The organism is Cellulosimicrobium sp. E-16, from assembly GCF_049913115.1.
Taxonomy (GTDB): Bacteria; Actinomycetota; Actinomycetes; order Actinomycetales; family Cellulomonadaceae; genus Cellulosimicrobium.
The window spans coordinates 3,510,134-3,530,790 of record NZ_CP183974.1 but is presented as its reverse complement, the minus strand read 5'-3'; the positions used below and the strand labels follow the sequence as shown (position 1 = coordinate 3,530,790).

Here is a 20,657-nt window from a genome sequence, read left to right as displayed (position 1 = left end):
GAGTGCAGGGTCAGGCGGGGAGGCGGCCCGTGGTCGAGGCGAAGCCGAGCCACGTGTGGCGGTTGCCCGCCCAGCACCAGCCGACCTTCGGCGCGCCGCGGCGCTCGCGCCCGTCGCGGCCCGTGCCGTTCGAGATCCACAGCGCCGGGGTGCGGGCGTCGAGACGACCGTCGGGCTTGCGCAGGCGTGACCCGATCGTCATGTAGCAGAGGTTGCGCGTGAGGACGCTCGGCGCCTGGAGCGCCCAGTGGATGCCCTCGTGCAGCAGCATCGGCGTCCGACCCCGGGCGGTGAGCTCGGGCAGCGCCTCGTCCGGCGACCAGTTCGCCAGGTCGTCGCCTCGGTCCAGGCCCGCGACGACGTAGAGCGGGCCGTCGGGGACCTCGACGCCCTCGATCGGCGCGAAGCGGTCGACGTCCGTCATGTCGACGACGACGAAGCCCTCCTTCTCGCCGTCGCGCGCCGGGAGCCGGAGCAGGGGAGCCAGGGCCGACGGCGGCGCGAGCCGGGGGTCGACGACGAGCAGCGACCCGGCGGGTGTGGTGGCGGCGAGCCCGGTCGCGGCGGCACGGAACGCGTCGGGCGCCAGGCCGGCGAGCTCGTGGACGCCGAGCGCGACGAGGCGCTCGGCCTGGGCGGCGAGGCCGGGCAGGTCGGGGAGGGGCGTCGCGGGGGCGGTCGGGCGCGGGGCGGCGGTGGTCGTCTCGGGCACTGGTCACCTCTCGGTCGGGGCAGTCGGAGGGCTCAACGCTGTACACCGTACGGAAATTCCCTCCGTCGTGGCGCTGAGGGGTCGAACGACACACGCGCGCCGCGCGGATCGGGGATGATCGAGGCATGAGATACGCAGAGCACGTCTCGGAGCTCGTCGGCGGTACCCCGCTCGTCCGGCTGTCCCGTGTCACCGAAGGCCTCAGCGCGACGATCCTCGCCAAGGTCGAGTACGTGAACCCCGGCGGCTCGGTCAAGGACCGCATCGCGCTGAAGATGGTCGAGGCCGCAGAGGCGTCGGGAGAGCTGGCTCCGGGCGGCACGATCGTCGAGCCCACGTCCGGCAACACCGGCGTCGGCCTCGCGCTCGTCGCGCAGCGCAAGGGGTACGACTGCGTGTTCGTCTGCCCGGACAAGGTGAGCCAGGACAAGCGGGACGTGCTGCGCGCGTACGGCGCGCGCGTCGTCGTGACGCCGACCGCCGTCGCGCCCGACCACCCGGACTGCTACTATTCCGTGTCGGACCGCCTCGTCCGCGAGATCCCGGGCGCGTGGAAGCCGAACCAGTACGCGAACCCGAACGGTCCGGCGTCGCACTACGAGTCCACCGGGCCGGAGGTGTGGGCGGACACGGACGGCCGCGTGACCCACTTCGTCGCGGGCGTCGGCACGGGTGGCACGATCACCGGCACCGGGCGCTACCTCAAGGACGTCTCGGCGGACCGCGCGGAGGCCGAGGGCGGCCGCGTGCGCGTCGTCGGCGCCGACCCGGCGGGCTCGGTGTACTCCGGGGGCGACGGGCGCCCGTACCTCGTCGAGGGCGTGGGGGAGGACTTCTGGCCGGCCGCCTACGACCCGACGGTCCCCGACGAGGTCATCCCCGTCACGGACGCGGACTCGTTCGCGATGACGCGGCGCCTCGCGCGCGAGGAGGGCCTGCTCGTCGGCGGGTCGTGCGGCATGGCTGTCGAGGCGACGCTGCGGCTCGCGCGCCGGCTCGAGGAGGCGGACCCGGAGGCCGCGGCCCGGGCCGTGATCGTGGTCCTGCTGCCCGACAGCGGGCGCGGCTACCTGTCGAAGATCTTCAACGACGCCTGGATGCGGTCGTACGGGTTCCTGCCCGACGAGGAGGGCGTGACCGCGGGCGACGTGCTGCGCGCCAAGGACGGGCGCCTGCCCGACCTCGTGCACACGCACCCGAGCGAGACCGTGCGTGACGCGATCGAGATCCTGCGCGAGTACGGCGTCTCCCAGATGCCGGTGGTGGGCGCCGAGCCGCCGGTGAAGAGCGGCGAGGTCGCGGGATCGGTGAGCGAGCGCGAGCTGCTCGACGCCGTGTTCTCCGGCCGCGCGTCCCTCGCCGACCGCGTGGACCAGCACATGGAGCCCCGGTTCCCGCTCATCGGCGCGGGCGAGGGCGTCGAGGCCGTCCGGGCCGCGCTGCACGACGCCGACGCGCTGCTCGTCGTCGAGGACGGCGACCCGGTCGGCGTTCTCACGCGGCACGACCTCCTGGGGTTCGTCGCCGCGCGCTGACTCTCCCCGGCACCCGCCGAGCACGACCAGGGGGTCGTCATCCCGTGGATGGCGACCCCGTGTCGTGCTCGGCAGCGATCAGGGTCGTGGTCGGCGAAGAGCCACGACGGCGAGCAGCACGCACCCGGCGCCGAGCAGGACGCCGTGCGCGACCCTCAGTCCGGGACTGCCCCAGAACTGCGGCAGCAGCAGGACGAGGCCGAGGGTGAACGGCAGGGTGAACCACCAGCGCGCGACGCCGCGGAGCGCGACGGCGGCGAGCAGGCCGCCTGCGGCGAGGAGGATCAGCCCCGCGCCGAAGAGCGTGACGGCGAGGGATCCCGCGCGCAGGTCCGTCACGACGTCGAGAAACCCCGTGGCGGCGGGGTCGCTCGTGGAGGTCGCCGCGCTCGCGATCGCCTGGATGCCGAACATCTCCGCACCGAAGAAGAGCGCGGCGAGGAATCCACCCGCCCAGACGAGTCCCGTCGCGGACGCGAGCAGATCGGCCGTGCGCCGTGGGGCCCGGGCGGCGACCGTCGATCGCAGGCCCAGGAGCGCCGGGGCGAGCAGGCCGATCGCCAGGATGCCGCACAGGTGCGCGACGACCCAGCGGTCGGACGCGAACGCGGCGGCGAGCTCGGCGGTCGGGCGCGCCTCGTCCGGCCAGGGTCGCAGCACGGGGAACAGGACGAAGCCCGCACCCGCTGCGACGAGCGCGGCGGCGGTCAGGCGTCGGGTCGAGGTCGACGACGTAGGCGTGGCGGGCGCTGCGGTGGTGGTCGAGCTCATGGGAGCCTCCGGGGGTTCGCGGGAACGGGTGGGTGTCCGCCCGGTCCGGTGTGCGGTGTAGGACGGGCGCGCGCGGTCAGGAGCCGCCGGTGAGCGCCGCGAGACCGGCGAGCATCGAGCGGACGTGGAGCTCGAAGCTCTGGTCGAGGTCGTCGGGGAGCCGGAAGCCGCCGCCGAGCTCGAGCGCGACGAATCCGTGCAGGCTGGCGCGCACGGACCGGATCGCGTCGATCGTGCGGTCCTCGGGGAGGGCGAAGCCGCGCAGCACCGCGCCGACGACCTGGACGCTGCGCCCGGCCGCCGCGGACAGCGCGGCGTCGGCGGGGTCGTCGGGGTCGGGCGCCACCTGGACCGCGGCGTACCGGCCCGGGTGCGCGCGCGCGTAGCGCCGGGTCGCGTGCGCGAGGGCGGCGACGGCGTCGGGCCCGGCGAGCCCGACCGTCGCGTCGGTGAGCGCCCGCGTGTAGTCCTCGACCGACACCACGGCGACCTCGCGCCGCAGGGCCGCGAGCGACCCGACGTGCTTGTACAGGCTCGGCGTCGCGACGCCCGCTTGCGCGGCGACCTTCGCGAGCGTGAGGTCGGCGAACCCGGTCGGGCCGCCCGCGTCGACGAGGTCGACGGCGATCCCCACGACCGCCGCGTGCGAGAGCCCCGCCCTAGCCACGGGTGCTCTCCGACCCCTCGGTGCGCGCGTCGCTCGGGCGCGCGGCGGCGTCGGGCAGGTCGGCGAGGAACGCGAGCGTCGCGGCCACGACCTCCTCCGGCGCCTGGAGCTGGGGGTAGTGGCCCACCTCGGGCAGCACGAGGGTCGTCGCGCCGAGCGACTCCTGGGCCCACGCGGCCTCGGCCGCGGGGTCTGCGTAGTCGGGGTCGAGCGCGCCGAAGATCGCGAGCGCGGGCGCCTCGACGTGCGCGACGCGCGGCTCGACGACGCGGTGGTCGAGCTGGAGGGTGAGGTCCCGGAACGAGCGCAGGCGCCCCGGCTCGGAGAGGTTGGCGCGGATCGCGGCCTGGTGGTCGGCGAGGCGCGCGGGCGTGCGGCCCTTGTTCAGCGACCCGTAGAACGACGCCCAGAACGCGGCGCCCCACGGCCGGGCGAGCGCGAGGCGGTAGAGCACGCGCATCGCACGGAGCTTCGCGGGCGACGACGGCTCGCGCAGGAACCCGTCGAGGAGGACGAGCCCGCGCACGAGGTCGGGGCGCTCGGCCGCGGCGATCACCGCGGCCGACGCCGCCATGGAGCTCCCCAGCAGGACGGCGGGACCCGCGTCCAGGTGCTCGACGAGCGCGACGTAGTCGGACGCCGTCGCCTCGTCGCCGTGGGTCGAGAACGTGGTGTCGCTGTCGCCGTGGCCGCGCAGGTCCGCGACGACCACGCGGTAGCCCGCGGCCACGAGGTGCGGGGCGACGTCGTCGTAGGTGGCGCGCAGGTCGCCCATCCCGGGCGAGGCGACGACGAGGGGGCCGGTGCCGGCGTCCGTGTAGGCGAGACGCCCTTCGGCCCGGGTGAGGTGGTGCACGGTGGATCGCTGGCTCGTGTTCATAGCCCCAAGGCTAATGCCATTAGCCAGAGTTGGCAAGAGGGCGGGTGGAGGACACCCCCCGGCCGCCCCGGAGCGACCCGCGTAGGGTAGGGAGACCCGCGTCCGCGCGGCCTTTCCTGCACCCGACGAGAGGCAACCTCGTGACCGACCAGCCCACCCTTCCGACCGCATCCGGATCCTTCGGCGACAAGCCGACGCTCACCTTCCCGGAGACGGACGCGCCCAGCGGCCTCCAGGTCGTCGTGCTCAGCGAGGGCGACGGCCCGGCCGTCACGTCGGGGCGCAACATCGTCGTGCACTACCTCGGCCAGGCGTGGGGCGGCCACGTGTTCGACAACTCGTACGACCGCGGCGACACGATCGCCTTCCCGATCGGCGTCGGCGCCGTGATCGGCGGCTGGGACAAGGGCCTCGTGGGCCAGAACGTCGGCTCGCGCGTGCTGCTCTCGATCCCGCCGGAGCACGGCTACGGCCAGCGCGGCGTGCCGCAGGCCGGCATCGCGGGCACGGACACGCTCGTCTTCGTGGTGGACGTCGTCGACGTCCAGTGACACCCCCCGCTGAGTGCCGGGTATTCGCCGCCGCCGAGCCGTCCCGACGACGAAGACCCAGCACTCAGCGGCGCGTGGAGCGTGTCACCGTGAACCGGGGGCCGCGCGCGACCTGGGTCGTCGGCCCGACCGCGCGCTCCAGCGCCGGCCGGTAGCGCAGGTGCGAGTTCCACACGCACCACAGCTCCCCGCCCGGCCGCAGCACCCTCCCCGCCGTCGCGAACATGCGGTGCGCCGCGTCGGTGCGCAGGGCCGCGCCGTCGTGGAACGGCGGGTTGAGCAGCACGACGTCGGTGCTCACGTCGGCCAGCGTCGTGCCCGCGTCGTCGCGCACGGTGCGCACGCGGTCGCCGACCCCGTTCTCCCGCGCCGTGAGCGCCGCCGACCGCACCGCCGCGTCGGAGCGGTCCGCCGCGACGACGCGCGCCTCCGGCCAGCGCCGGGCCGCCCACGTGGCGAGCAGGCCCGTCCCGCAGCCGAGGTCGACGACGTCGCTCGGGCCCGTGCTCCCGGGCGCCGACCCGTCCGTGGCAGCGGCGCCGAGCTGCTCGAGCAGGAACCGCGTCCCGAGGTCGAGGCCCGCCCCCGCGAAGGCCGCCCCGAACGCCGCGACCCGCAGCCCGACGTCGGGCAGGTCGGTCGTCACGGGGTAGGTGAACCCGCCGTACGCAGGGCGCGGCAGCGACGCGACGAGCACGCGGGACTTGCCGCGCGCGAGGCTCGCGCGCACGTCGGCGAACGACTCGCCGAGGACGTCGTTCATGGCGCGGGTCATGTGCTTGACGCGTCCGCCCGCCAACAGCACCACGTCCGGGTCGGCCTCGCGCGCGACGTGCTCCCCGACGTCGCGCAGCGCCGCGAGGCTTCGGGGCAGGCGCAGCAGCACGACACGCGCCCCGGCGAGCAGCCCCGTCCCCAGACCGTGGCGCGCGTACGCGCCGGTCAGTCCCAGAGCCGCCGCGTTCGCGTCGAGCGCGGCCTCCGCGGTGCACGCGTCCTGGTGGACGCGCACCCTCGCAGCGCGCCCGTCTCCCGACGCCGGCCCGTCCTCGGTCGTCGCCGCGGCGGTGAGCAGCGCGGCGCCGAGCGTGAGGGCCCCGTACCGGTCGTCGACGACCGCCACGGCCTCCGGCCCGGCGCCCGCGAGCCGCGGCGCGGCCTCGTCGAGCAGGAGGTCGAGCAGGAGGCGGTCCGCGGGGTCCACGGCGACCGGGGCGTCCTCGCGGTCCGGGCCGGTGTCGTCGGTACGCAGGCGCGCGAGCAGCGCGGCCAGGTCGGGCGGGGAGGTCGTCACCGGTCCAGTCTCCCCGACGGCACGACGCTCCCCGCCCGGTCGCGCCTGCGCCGTCGCTCCGCCGAACCTCACCCGGCGTCGCCGTGCCGTGCGCCGCCGCGAGCGCTACTGTGCGGTTCCCGGACAGCGAGGAGGCACCCGTGGACGTCCCGCGAACCCTGGCCGAGTCCCGCGCGGCGGGGCGCGCCCTACGTGACCGTGTGCCGCGCCGCACCCAGGGGGAGCTGCTCCTCCCGGAGCGCGACCCCGTCGCGATCATCGAGGAGCAGAACCGCGACCGGCTCCAGGACCTCGTCCCGCTGCGGATCGGGCGGATGCTCGAGTCGCCGTTCGCGTTCTACCGCGGCACGGCGGCCACGATGGCCCACGACCTGCGCGACGGCCCGCGGACCGGCGTGCACGTCGTCGCGTGCGGAGACGCGCACGTCTCGAACTTCGGGCTGTTCGCGTCGCCCGAGCGGCGCGTCCTGTTCGACCTCAACGACTTCGACGAGGCGTCCGACGCGCCGTGGGAGTGGGACGTCAAGCGTCTCGCCGCGAGCATGCACGTGGGGGGACGGGACAAGGGTATGTCGGAGGAGCAGTGCCGCGAGGCGGCGCGCGGCGCGGCGCGGGGCTACCGGGAGGCGCTCGCCGCCGCGTACGACCGCAGCGCGTTGGACCGGTACGCCTTCCATGTCGACGCGGAGCTCATCGAGCCGCTCCTGCTCAAGGAGGGGCGGCTGGAGCTGAAGCGCACCCTGAAGAAGGCCCGCCGTCGCACGTCGGAGCAGGTGGTCCAGAAGATCACGGCGCTGTCCGCCGACGGGCGGACCCGGATCGTCGACCAGCCGCCCGTCACGCAGCACGTGGACACCGCGAGCCTGGACGAGCTCACGACCCTGTTCGAGGCGTACCGCGAGCCGCTGCGCGCGGACGCGCGGCTGCTGCTGAGCCAGTTCACGGTCGTCGACTTCGTGCTGCGCGTGGTGGGGGTCGGCAGCGTGGGCACCCGCTGCTACATCGTGCTGCTCGAGGGACCCGCGGGGGAACCCCTCGTGCTCCAGGTGAAGGAGGCGACGAGGTCCGTGCTGGCGACCTACGGCGGGATGGTCGACGCGCTCCCCTCGGGACTGGTGCCGGCAGGGAGCGTGCCCGCCCAGGGGCGACGCGTCGTCGCCGCCCAGCGGATCCTCCAGGCGCAGTCGGACCCGTTCCTCGGCTGGACCACGGTCGAGGCGCCGGGTCGCACGGGGCGGCCCCGCGTCGACTTCTTCTGGCGGCAGTTCCGCGACATGAAGGGGTCGGTCGAGCTCGACCGACTCTCCGCGGCGCAGTTCGTCCGGTACGGCGAGCTCTGCGGGCGCGTGCTCGCCCGCGCGCACAGCCAGTCGCCCGGCACCCGCGTGGCCCACGGGTACCTCGGCCGCTCCGACGCGTTCGACGACGCGATCGCGCGCTGGTCGTGCGCGTACGCGGACGTCGTCGAGCAGGACTTCGCCGCGCTCGAGGCGGCCGTCGCGAGCGGGCGGCTGCCCGCGGAACGGGGCACCTGAGACGACGCGCCCGACCGTAGGCTGAGCGCCATGACGGACGACGCCGGGCTGCCCGGTCCCGAGACGCCCGCGCCCACCGACCCGCCGCGCGGGACGGCGCGCGTCGCGGTCGAGTACTGCACGCAGTGCCGGTGGCTCCTGCGCGCCGCGTGGGTCGCCCAGGAGCTGCTCCAGACGTTCCGCACCCGCCTCGGCGAGGTCGCGCTGGTGCCGGGGACGGGCGGCGTCTTCCGCGTCACGCTCGACGCCGGAGACGGTCCCGTGCTGCTGTGGGACCGCAAGGCCGACGGCGGGTTCCCCGAGATCCCCGACCTCAAGCGGCGCGTGCGCGACGCCGTCGCCCCGGACCTCGCGCTCGGGCACACCGACCGGGCCGCCGCCCGGTCAGGGTCCGGCGGCGAGGCGCCGCCGGAGGGCTGAGGACTCAGCCCTTCTTGGTGCGGGCGGCGGCGAGCCGCTCCTCCTCGGCGCGGACCTTCTTCTGCACCTCGCGCTCGGTCGCGAGCCACGCGGGCGGGTCCTGGCGCAGCGCGTCGATCTCCTCCGTCGTCAGCGGCTCGGTGAGCCCGCCGCGCGTGAGGCCGGAGATGGAGACGCCCAGGCGCCCTGCGACGACGGGTCGCGGGTGGGGGCCGTTGCGGCGCAGGTCCGCGAGCCACTCCGGCGGGTTCTTCTCGAGCTCCTCGAGCTGGGCCCGCGTGATCGTGCCCTCCTGGAACTCCGGCGGCGTGGCGGGCAGGTACACCCCGAGCTTCTTCGCCGCGGTGGCGGGCTTCATGGTCTGCGCGGACTGCTTGGGGGTCATGGGCTCCAGGGTAGTCGGCCGGTCGGGTGTCGGCGGCGCGCCTAGGCTGGTCGGGTGGACGACGACGCGGGCACGACCCCCGAGGTGACGAACGGCGAGACCCCCGACGACGGCGGTGCGGTGCGGCGGTTCCGGCTCGCGTACGTGCCGGGCGCGACCCCGGCGAAGTGGGTGCGCACCTGGCGCGAGCGCCTCGCCGACGTGCCGCTCGACCTCGTCGCCGTCGAGGCGGGCGACGCCGAGCGCGCGCTGCGCGACGGGGAGGCCGACGCCGCGATCCTCCGCCTGCCGGTCGATCGCGACGTGCTCAGCGCGATCCGGCTCTACGAGGAGGCGCCGGTCGTGCTCGTCTCGCGCGACCACCTGCTCGCCGCGCTCGAGCCCGAGGAGCCGGTCGCGCTCGCGGACCTCGCCGACGACGTGCTGCTGCGGCCGCTCGACGACGTCGTGCCGTGGGCGGGCGAGCCCGGCGCCGCGGACGACGCGCCGGAGCCCCCGGGGCGGCCGGCCGTCGAGCGTCCGGCGACGACGGGTGACGCCGTCGTGCTCGTCGCGGCGAACGTCGGGGTGGCGGTCGTGCCGCAGTCGCTCGCGCGCCTGCACCACCGCAAGGACGTGACGTACCGGCGGCTCGACGACGCGCCGACCGCCCCGGTCGCGCTCGCGTGGGTCGCGGACCGCGACGACGAGCTGGTCGAGGAGATGGTCGGGATCGTGCGGGGTCGCACCGTCAACAGCTCGCGGGGTCGCCGCACCGTGGCCGTGCCCGAGGAGACCGCGACGCCCCGTGCGCAGGGCGGCCGCGGCGGACCCGCGAACCAGGGCTCGCGCGGTGGCTCCGGCGGCCGGGGAGGGTCGGGCAGCGGGCGTGCCGGTGCCGGGAAGCAGGGGCGCGGTGGCCCCTCGAAGGGACGCGGCTCGCGCGGGAAGGGCGGGAAGCGGCGGTGACCGCCCGGCCCGGGGCCCGTGCGGTCTCGGACCCGCCGTCGTCGGACCCCCGCGCCGAGCTCCCGCTCGAGCTCGTGCTGCTCGACACCGTGCCCGCAGCCGATCGCGACGACCTCCTGGCGGCCGCCCGCGCGCTGCGGCTCGGTCCCGGGCAGGACGCGTTCGTCCCGCCGGCCACCGACGTCGTGGACGCGGCCCTGGCGGACCCCGACCGGCACCTCCTGGTCGCCCGGGCCGCCGGGGGCGCCGTCGTCGCGCTCGGGGTGCTGCACCCGGGCGGTGCGCCCGACGAGGTCGTGGCGCTGCTCGGTGGTGCCGCCTCGGCGGACGTGGTGCTCTTCCGTGGATTCCTCGTCGACGTCGCCGCGCAGGGCGCGGGGGTCGGCACGCGCGTGGCGTCCCTGCTCCCCGCCGCCGTCGCGGACCTGGCGCGCGTGCGCCGTCGGGCTGACCCGTACGCCGCCCTGGTCCTCACGGTCAACGAGCGCAACGCCGCGGGGCGCCGCGCCTACGCCCGCGCGGGCCTGGCGGACCGCGGTGCCTACCTCGGCGGGAACGCCGGGCCGCAGCGCATCATGGCGACGACTCTAGATAGTCCTTGACTTATATAAGCAGGCGATGAAACATGGTCACCATGGAAGCGTTCGACGTCCTCGGCGACCCGGTCCGGCGCCGGTTGCTCGAGCACCTCGCCCGGGGCGAGCGACCGGCGGGGGAGCTCGCCGCGCTCGTGGGCGAGGAGTTCGGGATCAGCCAGCCGGCCGTGTCCCAGCACCTCAAGGTGCTGCGGACGAGCGGCTTCGCGACCGTGCGGCCCGAGGGGACCCGGCGCCTCTACGCGCTCGACCCCGCGGCGCTCGACGAGGTCGAGGAGTGGGCGGCGGGCCTGCGCCGGTTCTGGGAGCAGCGGCTCGACGCGCTCGGCACCGAGCTCGCTCGCGGCGCCCGCGAGCGGCGACGGGCCGAGGCCGCCGACGAGGGCACCGGACGCCCGACCGACACCACCAGGAGGACAGCATGAAGGACTTCATCGCCGAGCTCGAGTCCGCGCGACGCTCCCTCGGGACGGGAACGCTCCCCGCGGGCGAGGCCCGCGTCCTGACGATCGAGCGGACCTACCCCGCCGACGTCGAGGACGTGTGGGACGCCGTCACCGACCCCGAGCGCATCCCGCGCTGGTTCCTGCCGGTCACGGGCGACTTCCGGGTCGGCGGCACCTACCAGGTCGAGGGCAACGCGGGCGGAGAGATCCGCGCGTGCGACGCGCCGAACCTCCTCCGGCTCACCTGGGTCATGGGCCCGCCGACACCGGAGGACTCGTCGGTCGTCGAGCTCCGCCTCGCGCCCGCGCCCGACGGCGGCACGACCCTCACGCTCGAGCACACCGCCGTCGTGCCGCCGGAGATGTGGGACGTGTACGGCCCGGGGGCCGTCGGCGTCGGCTGGGACGGCGCGCTGCTGGGCCTCGGGCTGCACCTCGACGGGGCCGGACCGCTCGATCCCGAGGAGGTCCTCGCGAGCCCCGAGCTGCGCGCGTTCAACGTCGCGAGCAGCGAGGCGTGGGGAGCGGCGCTCGCGGAGGCGGACGGGCTGGGCGCGGACGAGGTCGCCGCGCGCGTCGCCGCCACGACGGCGTTCTACGTCCCGGCCGACGACACCCCCGACGCGCGGTAGGTCCGGCCCCGGGGGGACGGCCGGCGGCGGACATCCCCCGTGGGTCGGATGTTCACCTGCCGTTCACCCGGCTTACCCTCGTGCGATGACCCCGCCCGATTCGTCCCGTCCCTCGACCCTGCTCGACCGCCCCGACGCCCCCGCCGCGACCCGTCCGACGGCGCGTCCGCGCGTGCTGCCGGAGCCGCCAGAGGGCGCGTCGTCCCGGGTCGCGGGCCAGGTCCTCGTCGCGGTGTCGTGGCTGGTCGGGGCGGCCTTCGTCGTGCTGGTCGCGCGGCTCCTGCGGGGCCCGAGCGAGGCGCTCTACCTCGCGGTCACGGCGCGGACCGCGGAGCTGCCCGGGTCCGGGCTGGTCGCGGAGGGCGGGGTGCTCGTGCTCCTCGGGCTGTGCGCGGTCGTCGCGTGGCGCTCGCGTCGCGCGGGCGCGTCCGCCGTCGCGACGACGCTCGTCGCCGGGGTGGGCGCCGTCGCGGCCTACGCGGCGAGCGAGGCCGTCAAGTCCCTGGTCCGCCAACCCCGGGGGTGCTGGGAGCTCGTCGAGGTCGCGCACTGCCCCGCTGCCGGGGACTGGTCGTTCCCCAGCAACCACACCGCCATCGCGTTCGCGCTCGCGACGGCGGTCGTCCTGGCCGGTGCGCCCGCCGTGCGCGTCCCCGGGGCGGTGCCCGCCCGGCACGCCTACCGGTCGCCGCTGCGCGAGGTCGCGGTGTGGGTCGTGCTGCCCGTGGCGCTCGCCGTCGCGGTCGCCACCGCGCGGGTCGCCGAGGGCGTGCACTTCCCGCACGACGTCGTCGCGGGTGCGGCCGTCGGGGTGGCGGTCGTCGTCGCGGCCGTGACGGTCCTCGCCGGTCCGGCGACGGTCGCGGTCACCGCGGCGTGCCGCGTGGACGGTGTCCGCAAGGTCCTGCTGGCGCGGCCCGCCTGAGGAGCCTCAGGGACGGCGTCGGGCGCGGGCGATCCCGACCACCCCCAGGACCACCGCGGCGACGAGCAGCACGGTGCCGAGCGCCGCCTGCGACAGGTCGACCGACGGCCCGACGGCGAACGTGCCGTCCGTCGTCGTGCCCTCCGACCGGCACGTGAGGGTCACGCTGCCGGCGTCGCTCGCGAACGAGGACTGCGCGCGCCAGTGCCGGGGCACGCGGAGGTCCTGCTGCGACATCGAGACGCGGAGCCCGACGTCCTCGCCGTCGGGTCCGGTGCCCTCGCACCGGACCTCGCTCCAGGCGGCGCCGGTGTCGGCGTAGACGGTGTGGTCGCCCGCGGCGAGCTCGACGCGCGCCGTCTCGCCGAACGGCGTCGCGGCCTGGACCCGGAAGCCCGGGAGCACCCACAGCCACAGCACGCCCAGCAGGCACAGGCCTGCGAGCACGAGGGGAACGAGGTCGGGGCGGGGGCCGGTTCGTCGTCCGGTCATGCGGGCACCGTACCGGCACGGGCCTCCGGCCACGGTCAGCGCGGCGCGGTGACGAAGACGTCGAACAGCTCCGGGTGGTGGGCGTGCACGAGCACCGCGAACACCACGACGTCGAACAGCAGGTGCACCGCGACGACGTACGTGAGCGACTTGCTCCACGAGAAGATCCAGCCCTGCACGAGCGCGAACGGGACGGTGAGGAGCGGTCCCCACTCGCGGTACCCGAGCTCCCACAGGAACGACACGAACACCGCCGCCTGGAGCAGGTTCGCCGTCCACAGGCCGAAGTGCTCGCGGTACAGCGCGAACACGACGCACACGAAGAACAGCTCGTCCCAGATCCCCACCGCGTTGACCCCGACGAACAGCCGGGCGATCTCCTGCCCGCCCGTGATCTCCGGCCAGTTGAGGTACGCGCCCGACCCGATGAAGTAGAACGGCAGGATCAGGTACCCCGCGAGGACGACCACGACGAGGTACACGATCTGTCCCCGGGTCCAGCGCCGCCCGGTGGCGACGGGGAACCGGATGACGTCCTCGTGGAGGACGAACCGCGAGAGCGCCCACGGCACGAGCACCGCGAGGGACAGCACGACGGCGAAGCGCACCATCCCGGCGTCCGACAGGTCCGCCTCGAGCGAGATCGTCGAGATGATCGCCATGCCGCTGCCGACGAGCGCGAGGTCGCGCCCGAGCCGGCGGTCCACGGCGAGCCCCAGCGCCACGCCGAGCACGAGCGGCACGTACCCGAGCGGGCGCACGTGCACCGCGAACAGGAGCACCGCCGAGCCGGAGACGAGCACCGCGGCGAGCAGCCGCAGCGGCGAGCCGACCGCCCAGGGCGGTCGGGCGGCGTCGGGCAGGGGAGCGAGGGCCGGTGACGTCACCCGCCCACGGTGCCATGATGCGAGGCGTGGAGCGAGGGCCCGAGCGGCGACCGGACCGGCGGCGTGAGCTCGACGCGGTCCGTGCGGTCGTCGTCGTGGGCCTCGTGCTGTTCCACGCCGCGCTCGTGTTCGACGCGCGCGACGACTTCTACGTGAAGAACGTCGAGACCACCGAGCTCACGACGTTCGTCGTCGCGCCGGTCGTGGTGTGCGCGATGCCGCTGCTCTTCGTGATCGCGGGGATCGGGGCGTGGCACTCGGTGCGGTCGCGCGGGCCCGGCGGGTTCGTCCGGGAGCGCGTGCTCCGGATCGGGGTCCCGCTGCTCGTCGCGCTCGTGCTGCTCCTGCCCGTCCCGCAGTTCCTCCGGGCGCGTTCGGAGGGCACGTGGACCGGCTCGTACCTCGCGTTCTGGCCGCGGTTCTTCGACGTCCGGTTCCAGCCCGGGGACGTCCCGTTCGTGCTCGACGGCGAGCACTTCGAGACGGGTCACCTGTGGTTCCTCGTGCTGCTGCTCACCTGGGCGCTCGTGCTCGCCGTACTCGTGCGCCTCGTGCCCGACGACGTCGCACGCCGGACGCGCGGGCGGCTCGCCCGGGCGGTGGGGGCGAAGGGGGCGGTGCTCGCGCCGGCGGTGGTCGTCGGCGTCGTGTGCGCGGCGCACGAGCTCGAGGAGGGCTTCGCCGCCTGGAGCCGCTGGGGGTACCTGCTGTTCTTCCTCGGCGGCTTCGCGCTCGCGTCCGACGAGCGGTTCCGGGCGGCGGTACGCCGGGACGCGGCGCTGGCCGGGCTGGTCGGACTGGGGGCGTTCGCGGTGGGGATGGTGCTGTTCCTCGGACCCGCGGGCGAGGTCGACGCGTTCACGGGTCGCGGGGTCGGCGCGGTCGCGTTCCGGTTCCTCTACGGCGTCGCCGGGTGGTGCTGGGTGCTCGCGCTGCTCGGGCTCCTGGACCGGTGGGGCGCGCGACGGCGCACGGTGGCCGCCCCTCCTGCGGCGGCGCCCCTGCGCGTGACGAGCACCGCCCGGGGAGGCGCCGCCGCGGTCCGTCCGTGGCGACGTCGGGCCTGGGCCTACCTCGGTGCGGCGGTGCTGCCGCTGTACGTGCTGCACCAGCCGGTCGTGGTCGCGGTCGCCTACACGGTCGTGGGATGGGACCTGCCCGCCGCGTCGAAGTACGTGGTGATCGTCGTGGCGTCGCTCGGCGTGCTGCTGGCGGTCTACGACCTGCTGGTGCGGCGCACGCGCGTCACCCGCGTGCTCCTCGGCATGCGTGCCTGAGCCGTCACAGCTCCTCGTACACCGCCGGGTCCTGGTCGTTCGTGCGACCGTCCGGCCGGGCGAGGCCCGTGAGGGCGTTCATCTCGTGGGTCGTGAGCTCGAACGAGAAGACGTCGAGGTTCTCGCGCTGACGCTCGGGCGACGACGCCTTGGGCAGCGGCACGACGCCGAGCTGCACGTGCCAGCGCAGGATCGCCTGGACGGGGGAGACGCCGTGCGCGGCGGCCACCGCCGTGACGACCGGGTCGCGCAGGAGGTCGCTCGCGCGACCGATCGGGCTCCACGCCTCGGTGACGATCCCGCGCTCGGCGTCCGCGGCCCGCTGCGCGGCCTGCGGGAAGTACGGGTGCAGCTCGACCTGGTTGACGACCGGCGTCACGCCCGTCGCGGCGATCACCGCGTCGAGGTGCTCGGGCAGGAAGTTCGAGACGCCCACGTGGCGGACCAGCCCGCGCTCGCGGCACTCGACGAGCGCCTCGTACGCCTCGACGTACCTCCCGACGCGCGGGTTCGGCCAGTGGATCAGGTACAGGTCGATGTGGTCGAGGCCGGTGCGGAAGAGCGACTCCTCGACGGTGCGGACCGCGTCGTCGTGCGCGTGGTGGCGACCGGGGAGCTTGGACGTGACGATCACGTCGTCGCGCGGGACGTCCGCACGGCGGACGGCCGCACCCACGGCGCCCTCGTTCTCATAGCTGAACGCCGAGTCGATCAACCGGTAGCCCGTGTCGATCGCACGCGCGATCGTCTCCGCCCCCTCCTCACCGCCCAGCCGGTAGGTGCCGAACCCGATCGCGGGGATCGTCGTGCCGTCCTGGGCGCTGAGGGTGGGGATCGTCATGGGCCCCATCGTGCGTCGGGCCCGGCGCGGCACGCACGCCGACGGGCCGGGGGCGCCGGGACCTGCGCCCGGGCGAGTGCGAGAAGTGGCCCCCGATCCGCAGGGACCGGGGGCCACCTCTCACCTCTCGGCGGGTGCTACGCGGCGCTCGGGAAGGGGACACCCGTGGTCGCGTGGCAGCGGTAGCCGTTCGGGTTCTTGTCGAGGTACTGCTGGTGGTAGTCCTCGGCGTAGTAGAACGGCCCGGCCTCGGCGGCGGGGCGCATCTCGGTCGTCACCGGGTCGTAGCCCTTGGCCTCGAGCACCGCGGAGTAGCGTGCCGCGGTGTCGCGGACCGCCTGCTCCTGCTCCGGCGTCGTCCAGTACACGGCGGACCGGTACTGGGTGCCGACGTCGTTGCCCTGGCGGTAGCCCTGCGTCGGGTCGTGACGCTCCCAGAAGATCTTGAGGAGCTCCTCCTCGGAGACCTTCGTCGGGTCGTACGCGACGAGCGCCGTCTCCGTGTGGCCGGTGCGCGCGGTGCACGCCTCCTCGTAGGTCGGGTTCGGCGTCGTGCCGCCCATGTACCCGACGGCGGTGCTCACCACCCCGGGGACCTGCCAGAAGATCTCCTCGGCACCCCAGAAGCAGCCCATCGCGAGGTAGAGCACGCGCGTGCCCTCGGGCCACGGACCGGTGATGGACGTGCCGAGCACGGTGTGGGGACGCGGGGTCTGCAGCACGGGCGACTGGCGCCCGGGCAGCGCGTCCTCGGGGGCGATCATCGTCGTCTTGCCGGACGAGCCGAAGATCGCGTCGAAGATCGAGTTCATCGCTTACCTCCTGAGTTGCCCGGACGACCGGGGCGCTGGCCCACGACGCATCATCCTGGCACGGGGTAGAACGCGGCAGGGGCGGCCGGTGTTCCGGCCCCGCGCGACCGCCTGCCCGGCCGTGGACCGCGCCGTAGGCTGGGCGGATGAGCGACGCCAGCAGCGAGCACCCCGACTGGACCACCACCGGATTCTCCACGCGTGCGATCCACGCGGGCCAGGACCCGGACGCGACGACCGGCGCCGTCGTGCCGCCCATCCACCAGGTCTCGACGTACAAGCAGGACGGCGTCGGCGGGCTGCGCGGCGGCTACGAGTACTCGCGCTCCGCGAACCCGACGCGCACCGCACTGGAGGAGGCGCTCGCGGCCGCGGAGTCCGGCGGCCTCGCCCCGACGGCGGACGGCTCCCCCGCCGCGCGCGGTTTCGCCTTCGCGTCCGGCCTGGCGGCGGAGGACACGCTGCTGCGCGCCGTCGTGCGCCCCGGGGACCACGTGATCGTGCCCGACGACGCGTACGGCGGCACGTACCGGCTCATCGCCCGGGTGTTCGGGCCGTGGGGCGTGGAGCACACGCCCGTCGACCTCACGGACGTCGAGGCCGTCAGGGCCGCGGTACGCCCCGAGACGCGCGTCGTGTGGGTCGAGACGCCCACCAACCCGCTGCTCGGGGTCTCCGACATCGCGGCGCTCGCGGGCGTCGCGCACGACGCCGGGGCGCTGCTCGTCGTCGACAACACGTTCGCGACCCCGTACCTCCAGCGGCCGCTCGCGCTGGGCGCGGACGTCGTCGTGCACTCGACGACCAAGTACGTCGGGGGGCACAGCGACGTCGTCGGGGGAGCGCTCGTCGTGGCGTCGGGCGCGCAGCTCCCGGGCGGGCTCGCGTCGCCCGCGGGCGGGACCGACGTCGCGGGCGCTGTCGGGTTCCACCAGAACGCGTCGGGCGCCGTCGCCGGGCCGTTCGACGCGTGGCTCACGCTGCGCGGCCTCAAGACGCTCGCGGTGCGCATGGACCGCCACCAGGCGAACGCGGCGGCCGTCGCGGACTTCCTCGCGGCCCACCCCGCGGTCACCGAGGTGATCTACCCCGGCCTCGCGTCCCACCCCGGGCACGAGCTCGCGGCGCGCCAGATGCGCGGGTTCGGCGGCATGGTCTCGTTCCGCGCGGGCAGCGAGGCGAAGGCGCTCGACGTGTGCGCGCGCACCCAGGTCTTCACGCTCGCGGAGTCGTTGGGCGGCGTCGAGTCGCTCATCGAGCACCCCGGCCGCATGACGCACGGCTCCGTCGCCGGGACGGCGCTCGAGGTCCCCGACGACCTGGTCCGCCTCTCCGTCGGCATCGAGGACGTCGAGGACCTCGTCGCGGACCTCACCCAGGCGCTGGGGTAGCACGGGCACGCCCCGCCGGGCGGTGGGGAGATCCTGCGCACACCGGGCGCGCCGCGGGTATTCAGCGCCGCGAGCGGAGGGTCGCTCACCTAGGGTTGCGCTGTGAGCGCGCAGACGGACCAGCACAGCACCCCCGACCCGCTTCCTCCCGGCCGCCCCGGCGCGGCGGCGGTGCCCGACTCGGTGCGCTCTGCCGCCGCCTGGTCGTGGCGGCTGCTGCTCATCGGGCTGACGATCGCGGCCGGCCTCTGGCTCGTCACGCAGCTCAAGGTGATCGTCGTCCCCATCGCGGTGGCGCTCCTGCTCACCGTGCTGCTCACGCCCGTCCAGCGCTTCTTCCGGCGCCACCTGCGGATGTCGCGCGGTCTCGCGTCCGGCGCGTCGCTCATCGCGCTCATCGTCGTCGTCGCGGGGCTCGTGGCGATCGCGGGGCAGCAGATCGTCAGCGGCTTCCAGGACCTGCGCGACCAGGCGGTCGAGGGGTTCGAGCAGTTCACCGAGTGGCTCGCCGACGGCCCGCTCGGTCTCGACTCGACGACGATCTCGCACTGGCTCGACCAGGCCGGGACCGCGGTCTCGGAGAACCAGGACTCGATCGTCTCCGGTGCGCTCGGCGCGGCCACGACGATCGGCCACGTGGTCGCCGGCGCCCTCATCGCGCTGTTCTGCACGTTCTTCTTCCTGCTCGACGGGCGCACGATCTGGTCGTGGGTCGTCGGCCTGCTGCCGCTGCGCGCGCGCGACAACGTCCACCAGGCCGGCCGCCGCGGCATCGTGACGCTCGCCGCGTACACGCGCACGCAGATCCTCGTGGCCGCCGTGGACGCCGTCGGCATCGGGATCGGCGCGGCGTTCTTCGTCCCGTCGCTCGCGCTGCCGCTGGGCATCCTCGTGTTCGTCGGGTCGTTCATCCCGATCGTGGGTGCCATCGTCACGGGCTCGATCGCGGTGCTCGTCGTGCTCGTCGCGCAGGGGTGGGTGCAGGCGCTGGTCATGCTCGGCATCGTGCTGCTCGTGCAGCAGATCGAGGGCCACATCCTCCAGCCGTTCCTCATGGGCCACGCGGTCTCGCTGCACCCGGTCGCCGTGCTCCTCGTCGTCGCGGCGGGCAGCTTCGCCGCGGGGATCGTCGGCGCGCTGTTCGCCGTCCCCATCGCCGCGGTCCTCAACACGGTCGTCCTCTACCTGCACGGGCACGACAAGTTCCCCGAGCTCGGGACGGACGACCGCGTCGTGGTGCGGGGGAGTCCGCAGCCCCCGGTCATCGCGCGCGCGGAGGCGGACCTCGAGGACGTGGGCGCGCGCCGTCGGACCCGCGAGGGTGCCGGCGAGGACTCCGCCGTCGCCGGCCCGCACGACGCCGGCCCCGTGGAGGACGCGCCCGGGGAGGTGCGGTGACCTCGGGTCCGGTACCGGTCCCGCTCGACGACGTCCGCGACGCCGCCCGCCTGCTCGACGGCGTCGCGTACCGCACCCCGGTCCAGACGACGCGCGCCATCAGCGAGGCCGCGGGCGTCCGCGTGCTGCTCAAGTGCGAGAACCTTCAGCGCGCCGGGTCGTTCAAGGTGCGCGGCGCGTACGTGCGCATGGCGCGCCTGGGCGACGACGAGAAGGCGCGTGGCGTCGTCGCGGCGAGCGCCGGCAACCACGCGCAGGGCGTCGCGTTCGCGGCCGGTCTGCTCGGCATCCGCGCCGTCGTGTACATGCCGGTGGACGCCGCGCTGCCCAAGGTCGCGGCGACGCGCCAGTACGGCGCCGAGGTCCGGCTCGTCGGCGCGGACGTGGACGAGACGCTCGCCGCCGCGCGCGCCGAGGCCGACCGTACGGGGGCCGTCTTCATCCACCCGTTCGACCACCCCGACGTGGTGGCCGGTCAGGCGACGATCGCGCTGGAGATCCTCGAGCAGGTGCCCGACGTCCGGACCGTGATCGCGCCGCTCGGCGGTGGCGGGCTCGTCGCGGGCCTCGCCGGGGCGTTCGCCCAGGCGGCGCCGCACGTGCGCGTGATCGGGGTGCAGGCGGAGCGTGCCGCCGCCTACCCGGGCTCGCTCGCCGCGGGGGAGCCGACGACGGCGCGGCTCGCCGCGACGATGGCCGACGGCATCGCGGTCGGCACGCCCGGCGTGGTGCCGTTCGGGATCCTGGCGCAGCACGGCGTCGAGGTCCGCACGGTGACCGAGGAGGAGATCTCCCGGTCGCTGCTCATGGTCGCCGAGCGCGCCAAGCTGCTCGTCGAGCCCGCAGCGGCCACCGGCGTCGCCGCGCTCCTCTCCGGGACGGCTGCCGTCGACGCGGGCGCGGCGGACCCGGTCGAGGGGCCCGTCGTCGTCGTCCTGTCCGGCGGGAACATCGACCCGCTCGTGCTGCTGCGGGTCGTGCGGCACGGCCTCGCGGCGGCCGGCCGGTACATCCAGCTCCAGGTGCTGCTCGACGACCGCCCCGGCGCGCTCGCGCGCATGCTCGAGGTCATCGCGACCAAGCGCGGCAACATCATGCACATCGACCACGACCGCACCGACGTGGGCCTCGCGATCGGCGAGGCGTGGGTGCGCATGCAGGTGGAGACCAAGGGCCCCGAGCACTGCGACGAGCTCGTCGCGCACCTGCGCTCCGAGGGCTACCGCGTCGAGCGCAGCGACGGTGGCTCGCCCGGCCTCTGA

Annotated in this window: 23 protein-coding genes; 13 read left to right on the top strand and 10 right to left on the bottom strand. The window is 75.2% G+C overall.

Annotation, left to right across the window (positions count from 1 at the left end):
* Positions 1–10 precede the first annotated feature (10 nt).
* Positions 11–712: a DUF5701 family protein gene (locus ACN9MS_RS15525; protein WP_426309371.1), complete on the bottom strand. Its 702-nt coding sequence runs from the start codon at positions 710–712 to the stop codon at positions 11–13.
* A gap of 125 nt (positions 713–837) precedes the next feature.
* Between ACN9MS_RS15525 and ACN9MS_RS15520 the strand changes: the two genes are divergently transcribed.
* The gene (locus tag ACN9MS_RS15520) at positions 838–2,247 is read left to right on the top strand and encodes a cystathionine beta-synthase (protein WP_426309370.1); all 1,410 of its coding nucleotides are present in this window, start codon (positions 838–840) and stop codon (positions 2,245–2,247) included.
* A 78-nt stretch (positions 2,248–2,325) separates the two neighbouring features.
* Here the strand turns inward: ACN9MS_RS15520 and ACN9MS_RS15515 are convergent, their stop codons facing one another.
* The 3 genes from ACN9MS_RS15515 to ACN9MS_RS15505 all read right to left on the bottom strand — a co-directional run bounded on the left by ACN9MS_RS15515 (position 2,326) and on the right by ACN9MS_RS15505 (position 4,565).
* On the bottom strand, positions 2,326–3,018 hold the full coding sequence (locus tag ACN9MS_RS15515; protein WP_426309369.1) for a hypothetical protein: 693 nt from the start codon (positions 3,016–3,018) through the stop codon (positions 2,326–2,328).
* A gap of 76 nt (positions 3,019–3,094) precedes the next feature.
* Positions 3,095–3,685, bottom strand: a complete 591-nt coding sequence (locus tag ACN9MS_RS15510) for a TetR-like C-terminal domain-containing protein (protein ID WP_426309368.1) — start codon at positions 3,683–3,685, stop codon at positions 3,095–3,097.
* Positions 3,678–4,565 (bottom strand): alpha/beta fold hydrolase, encoded by an 888-nt coding sequence (locus ACN9MS_RS15505; RefSeq protein ID WP_426309367.1) that lies wholly within the window; start codon positions 4,563–4,565, stop codon positions 3,678–3,680. The genes ACN9MS_RS15510 and ACN9MS_RS15505 overlap by 8 nt, the downstream gene beginning before the upstream one ends.
* Positions 4,566–4,705: 140 nt before the next feature.
* Here ACN9MS_RS15505 and ACN9MS_RS15500 point away from each other — a divergent pair, with 140 nt between their 5' ends.
* The gene (locus tag ACN9MS_RS15500; RefSeq protein ID WP_087469658.1) at positions 4,706–5,116 is read left to right on the top strand and encodes an FKBP-type peptidyl-prolyl cis-trans isomerase; all 411 of its coding nucleotides are present in this window, start codon (positions 4,706–4,708) and stop codon (positions 5,114–5,116) included.
* A gap of 64 nt (positions 5,117–5,180) precedes the next feature.
* On the opposite strand, the gene ACN9MS_RS15495 is transcribed toward ACN9MS_RS15500, so the two are convergent.
* A complete protein-coding gene (locus tag ACN9MS_RS15495; protein ID WP_426309366.1) occupies positions 5,181–6,410 on the bottom strand; it encodes a class I SAM-dependent methyltransferase in 1,230 nt (409 codons plus the stop codon).
* 140 nt (positions 6,411–6,550) lie between these two features.
* Here ACN9MS_RS15495 and ACN9MS_RS15490 point away from each other — a divergent pair, with 140 nt between their 5' ends.
* Positions 6,551–7,945, top strand: a complete 1,395-nt coding sequence (locus ACN9MS_RS15490) for a DUF2252 domain-containing protein (protein WP_426309365.1) — start codon at positions 6,551–6,553, stop codon at positions 7,943–7,945.
* A 30-nt stretch (positions 7,946–7,975) separates the two neighbouring features.
* Positions 7,976–8,365: a SelT/SelW/SelH family protein gene (locus ACN9MS_RS15485; protein ID WP_426309364.1), complete on the top strand. Its 390-nt coding sequence runs from the start codon at positions 7,976–7,978 to the stop codon at positions 8,363–8,365.
* Between the two features lie 4 nt (positions 8,366–8,369).
* On the opposite strand, the gene ACN9MS_RS15480 is transcribed toward ACN9MS_RS15485, so the two are convergent.
* Positions 8,370–8,750 (bottom strand): DUF5997 family protein, encoded by a 381-nt coding sequence (locus tag ACN9MS_RS15480; RefSeq protein ID WP_378234340.1) that lies wholly within the window; start codon positions 8,748–8,750, stop codon positions 8,370–8,372.
* Between the two features lie 54 nt (positions 8,751–8,804).
* Between ACN9MS_RS15480 and ACN9MS_RS15475 the strand changes: the two genes are divergently transcribed.
* From ACN9MS_RS15475 to ACN9MS_RS15455, 5 genes are all read left to right on the top strand, one after another.
* Complete coding sequence (locus ACN9MS_RS15475) at positions 8,805–9,698, top strand: LysR substrate-binding domain-containing protein (RefSeq protein ID WP_426309363.1); 894 nt, start codon at positions 8,805–8,807, stop codon at positions 9,696–9,698.
* Positions 9,695–10,300, top strand: a complete 606-nt coding sequence (locus tag ACN9MS_RS15470) for a GNAT family N-acetyltransferase (RefSeq protein ID WP_426309362.1) — start codon at positions 9,695–9,697, stop codon at positions 10,298–10,300. Before ACN9MS_RS15475 ends, ACN9MS_RS15470 begins: the two co-directional genes overlap by 4 nt.
* Before the next feature lie 23 nt (positions 10,301–10,323).
* Positions 10,324–10,719: an ArsR/SmtB family transcription factor gene (locus ACN9MS_RS15465; protein WP_426309361.1), complete on the top strand. Its 396-nt coding sequence runs from the start codon at positions 10,324–10,326 to the stop codon at positions 10,717–10,719.
* Positions 10,716–11,372: an SRPBCC family protein gene (locus tag ACN9MS_RS15460; RefSeq protein WP_378234335.1), complete on the top strand. Its 657-nt coding sequence runs from the start codon at positions 10,716–10,718 to the stop codon at positions 11,370–11,372. The genes ACN9MS_RS15465 and ACN9MS_RS15460 overlap by 4 nt, the downstream gene beginning before the upstream one ends.
* Before the next feature lie 85 nt (positions 11,373–11,457).
* Positions 11,458–12,297, top strand: coding sequence for a phosphatase PAP2 family protein (locus tag ACN9MS_RS15455; RefSeq protein WP_426309360.1), 840 nt, complete (start codon positions 11,458–11,460; stop codon positions 12,295–12,297).
* 6 nt (positions 12,298–12,303) lie between these two features.
* On the opposite strand, the gene ACN9MS_RS15450 is transcribed toward ACN9MS_RS15455, so the two are convergent.
* Both ACN9MS_RS15450 and ACN9MS_RS15445 read right to left on the bottom strand, forming a co-directional pair.
* Entirely contained in the window at positions 12,304–12,789 is a 486-nt protein-coding gene (locus ACN9MS_RS15450; RefSeq protein WP_426309359.1) for a hypothetical protein, read from the bottom strand.
* A gap of 35 nt (positions 12,790–12,824) precedes the next feature.
* Positions 12,825–13,652, bottom strand: coding sequence for a CPBP family glutamic-type intramembrane protease (locus ACN9MS_RS15445; RefSeq protein ID WP_426311910.1), 828 nt, complete (start codon positions 13,650–13,652; stop codon positions 12,825–12,827).
* A 50-nt stretch (positions 13,653–13,702) separates the two neighbouring features.
* Between ACN9MS_RS15445 and ACN9MS_RS15440 the strand changes: the two genes are divergently transcribed.
* Entirely contained in the window at positions 13,703–14,953 is a 1,251-nt protein-coding gene (locus tag ACN9MS_RS15440) for an acyltransferase family protein (protein ID WP_426309358.1), read from the top strand.
* A 4-nt stretch (positions 14,954–14,957) separates the two neighbouring features.
* On the opposite strand, the gene ACN9MS_RS15435 is transcribed toward ACN9MS_RS15440, so the two are convergent.
* Both ACN9MS_RS15435 and msrA read right to left on the bottom strand, forming a co-directional pair.
* Positions 14,958–15,794 (bottom strand): aldo/keto reductase, encoded by an 837-nt coding sequence (locus tag ACN9MS_RS15435; RefSeq protein WP_426309357.1) that lies wholly within the window; start codon positions 15,792–15,794, stop codon positions 14,958–14,960.
* Positions 15,795–15,931: 137 nt separating this feature from the next.
* On the bottom strand, positions 15,932–16,606 hold the full coding sequence (msrA, locus tag ACN9MS_RS15430) for a peptide-methionine (S)-S-oxide reductase MsrA (RefSeq protein WP_047232060.1): 675 nt from the start codon (positions 16,604–16,606) through the stop codon (positions 15,932–15,934).
* Between the two features lie 146 nt (positions 16,607–16,752).
* On the opposite strand from msrA, the gene ACN9MS_RS15425 reads away from it, so the two are divergent.
* From ACN9MS_RS15425 to ilvA, 3 genes are all read left to right on the top strand, one after another.
* Positions 16,753–17,997, top strand: a complete 1,245-nt coding sequence (locus ACN9MS_RS15425; protein WP_426309356.1) for a cystathionine gamma-synthase — start codon at positions 16,753–16,755, stop codon at positions 17,995–17,997.
* Between the two features lie 102 nt (positions 17,998–18,099).
* Positions 18,100–19,395 (top strand): AI-2E family transporter, encoded by a 1,296-nt coding sequence (locus tag ACN9MS_RS15420; protein ID WP_426309355.1) that lies wholly within the window; start codon positions 18,100–18,102, stop codon positions 19,393–19,395.
* Positions 19,392–20,657, top strand: a complete 1,266-nt coding sequence (ilvA, locus tag ACN9MS_RS15415) for a threonine ammonia-lyase (protein ID WP_426309354.1) — start codon at positions 19,392–19,394, stop codon at positions 20,655–20,657. The genes ACN9MS_RS15420 and ilvA overlap by 4 nt, the downstream gene beginning before the upstream one ends.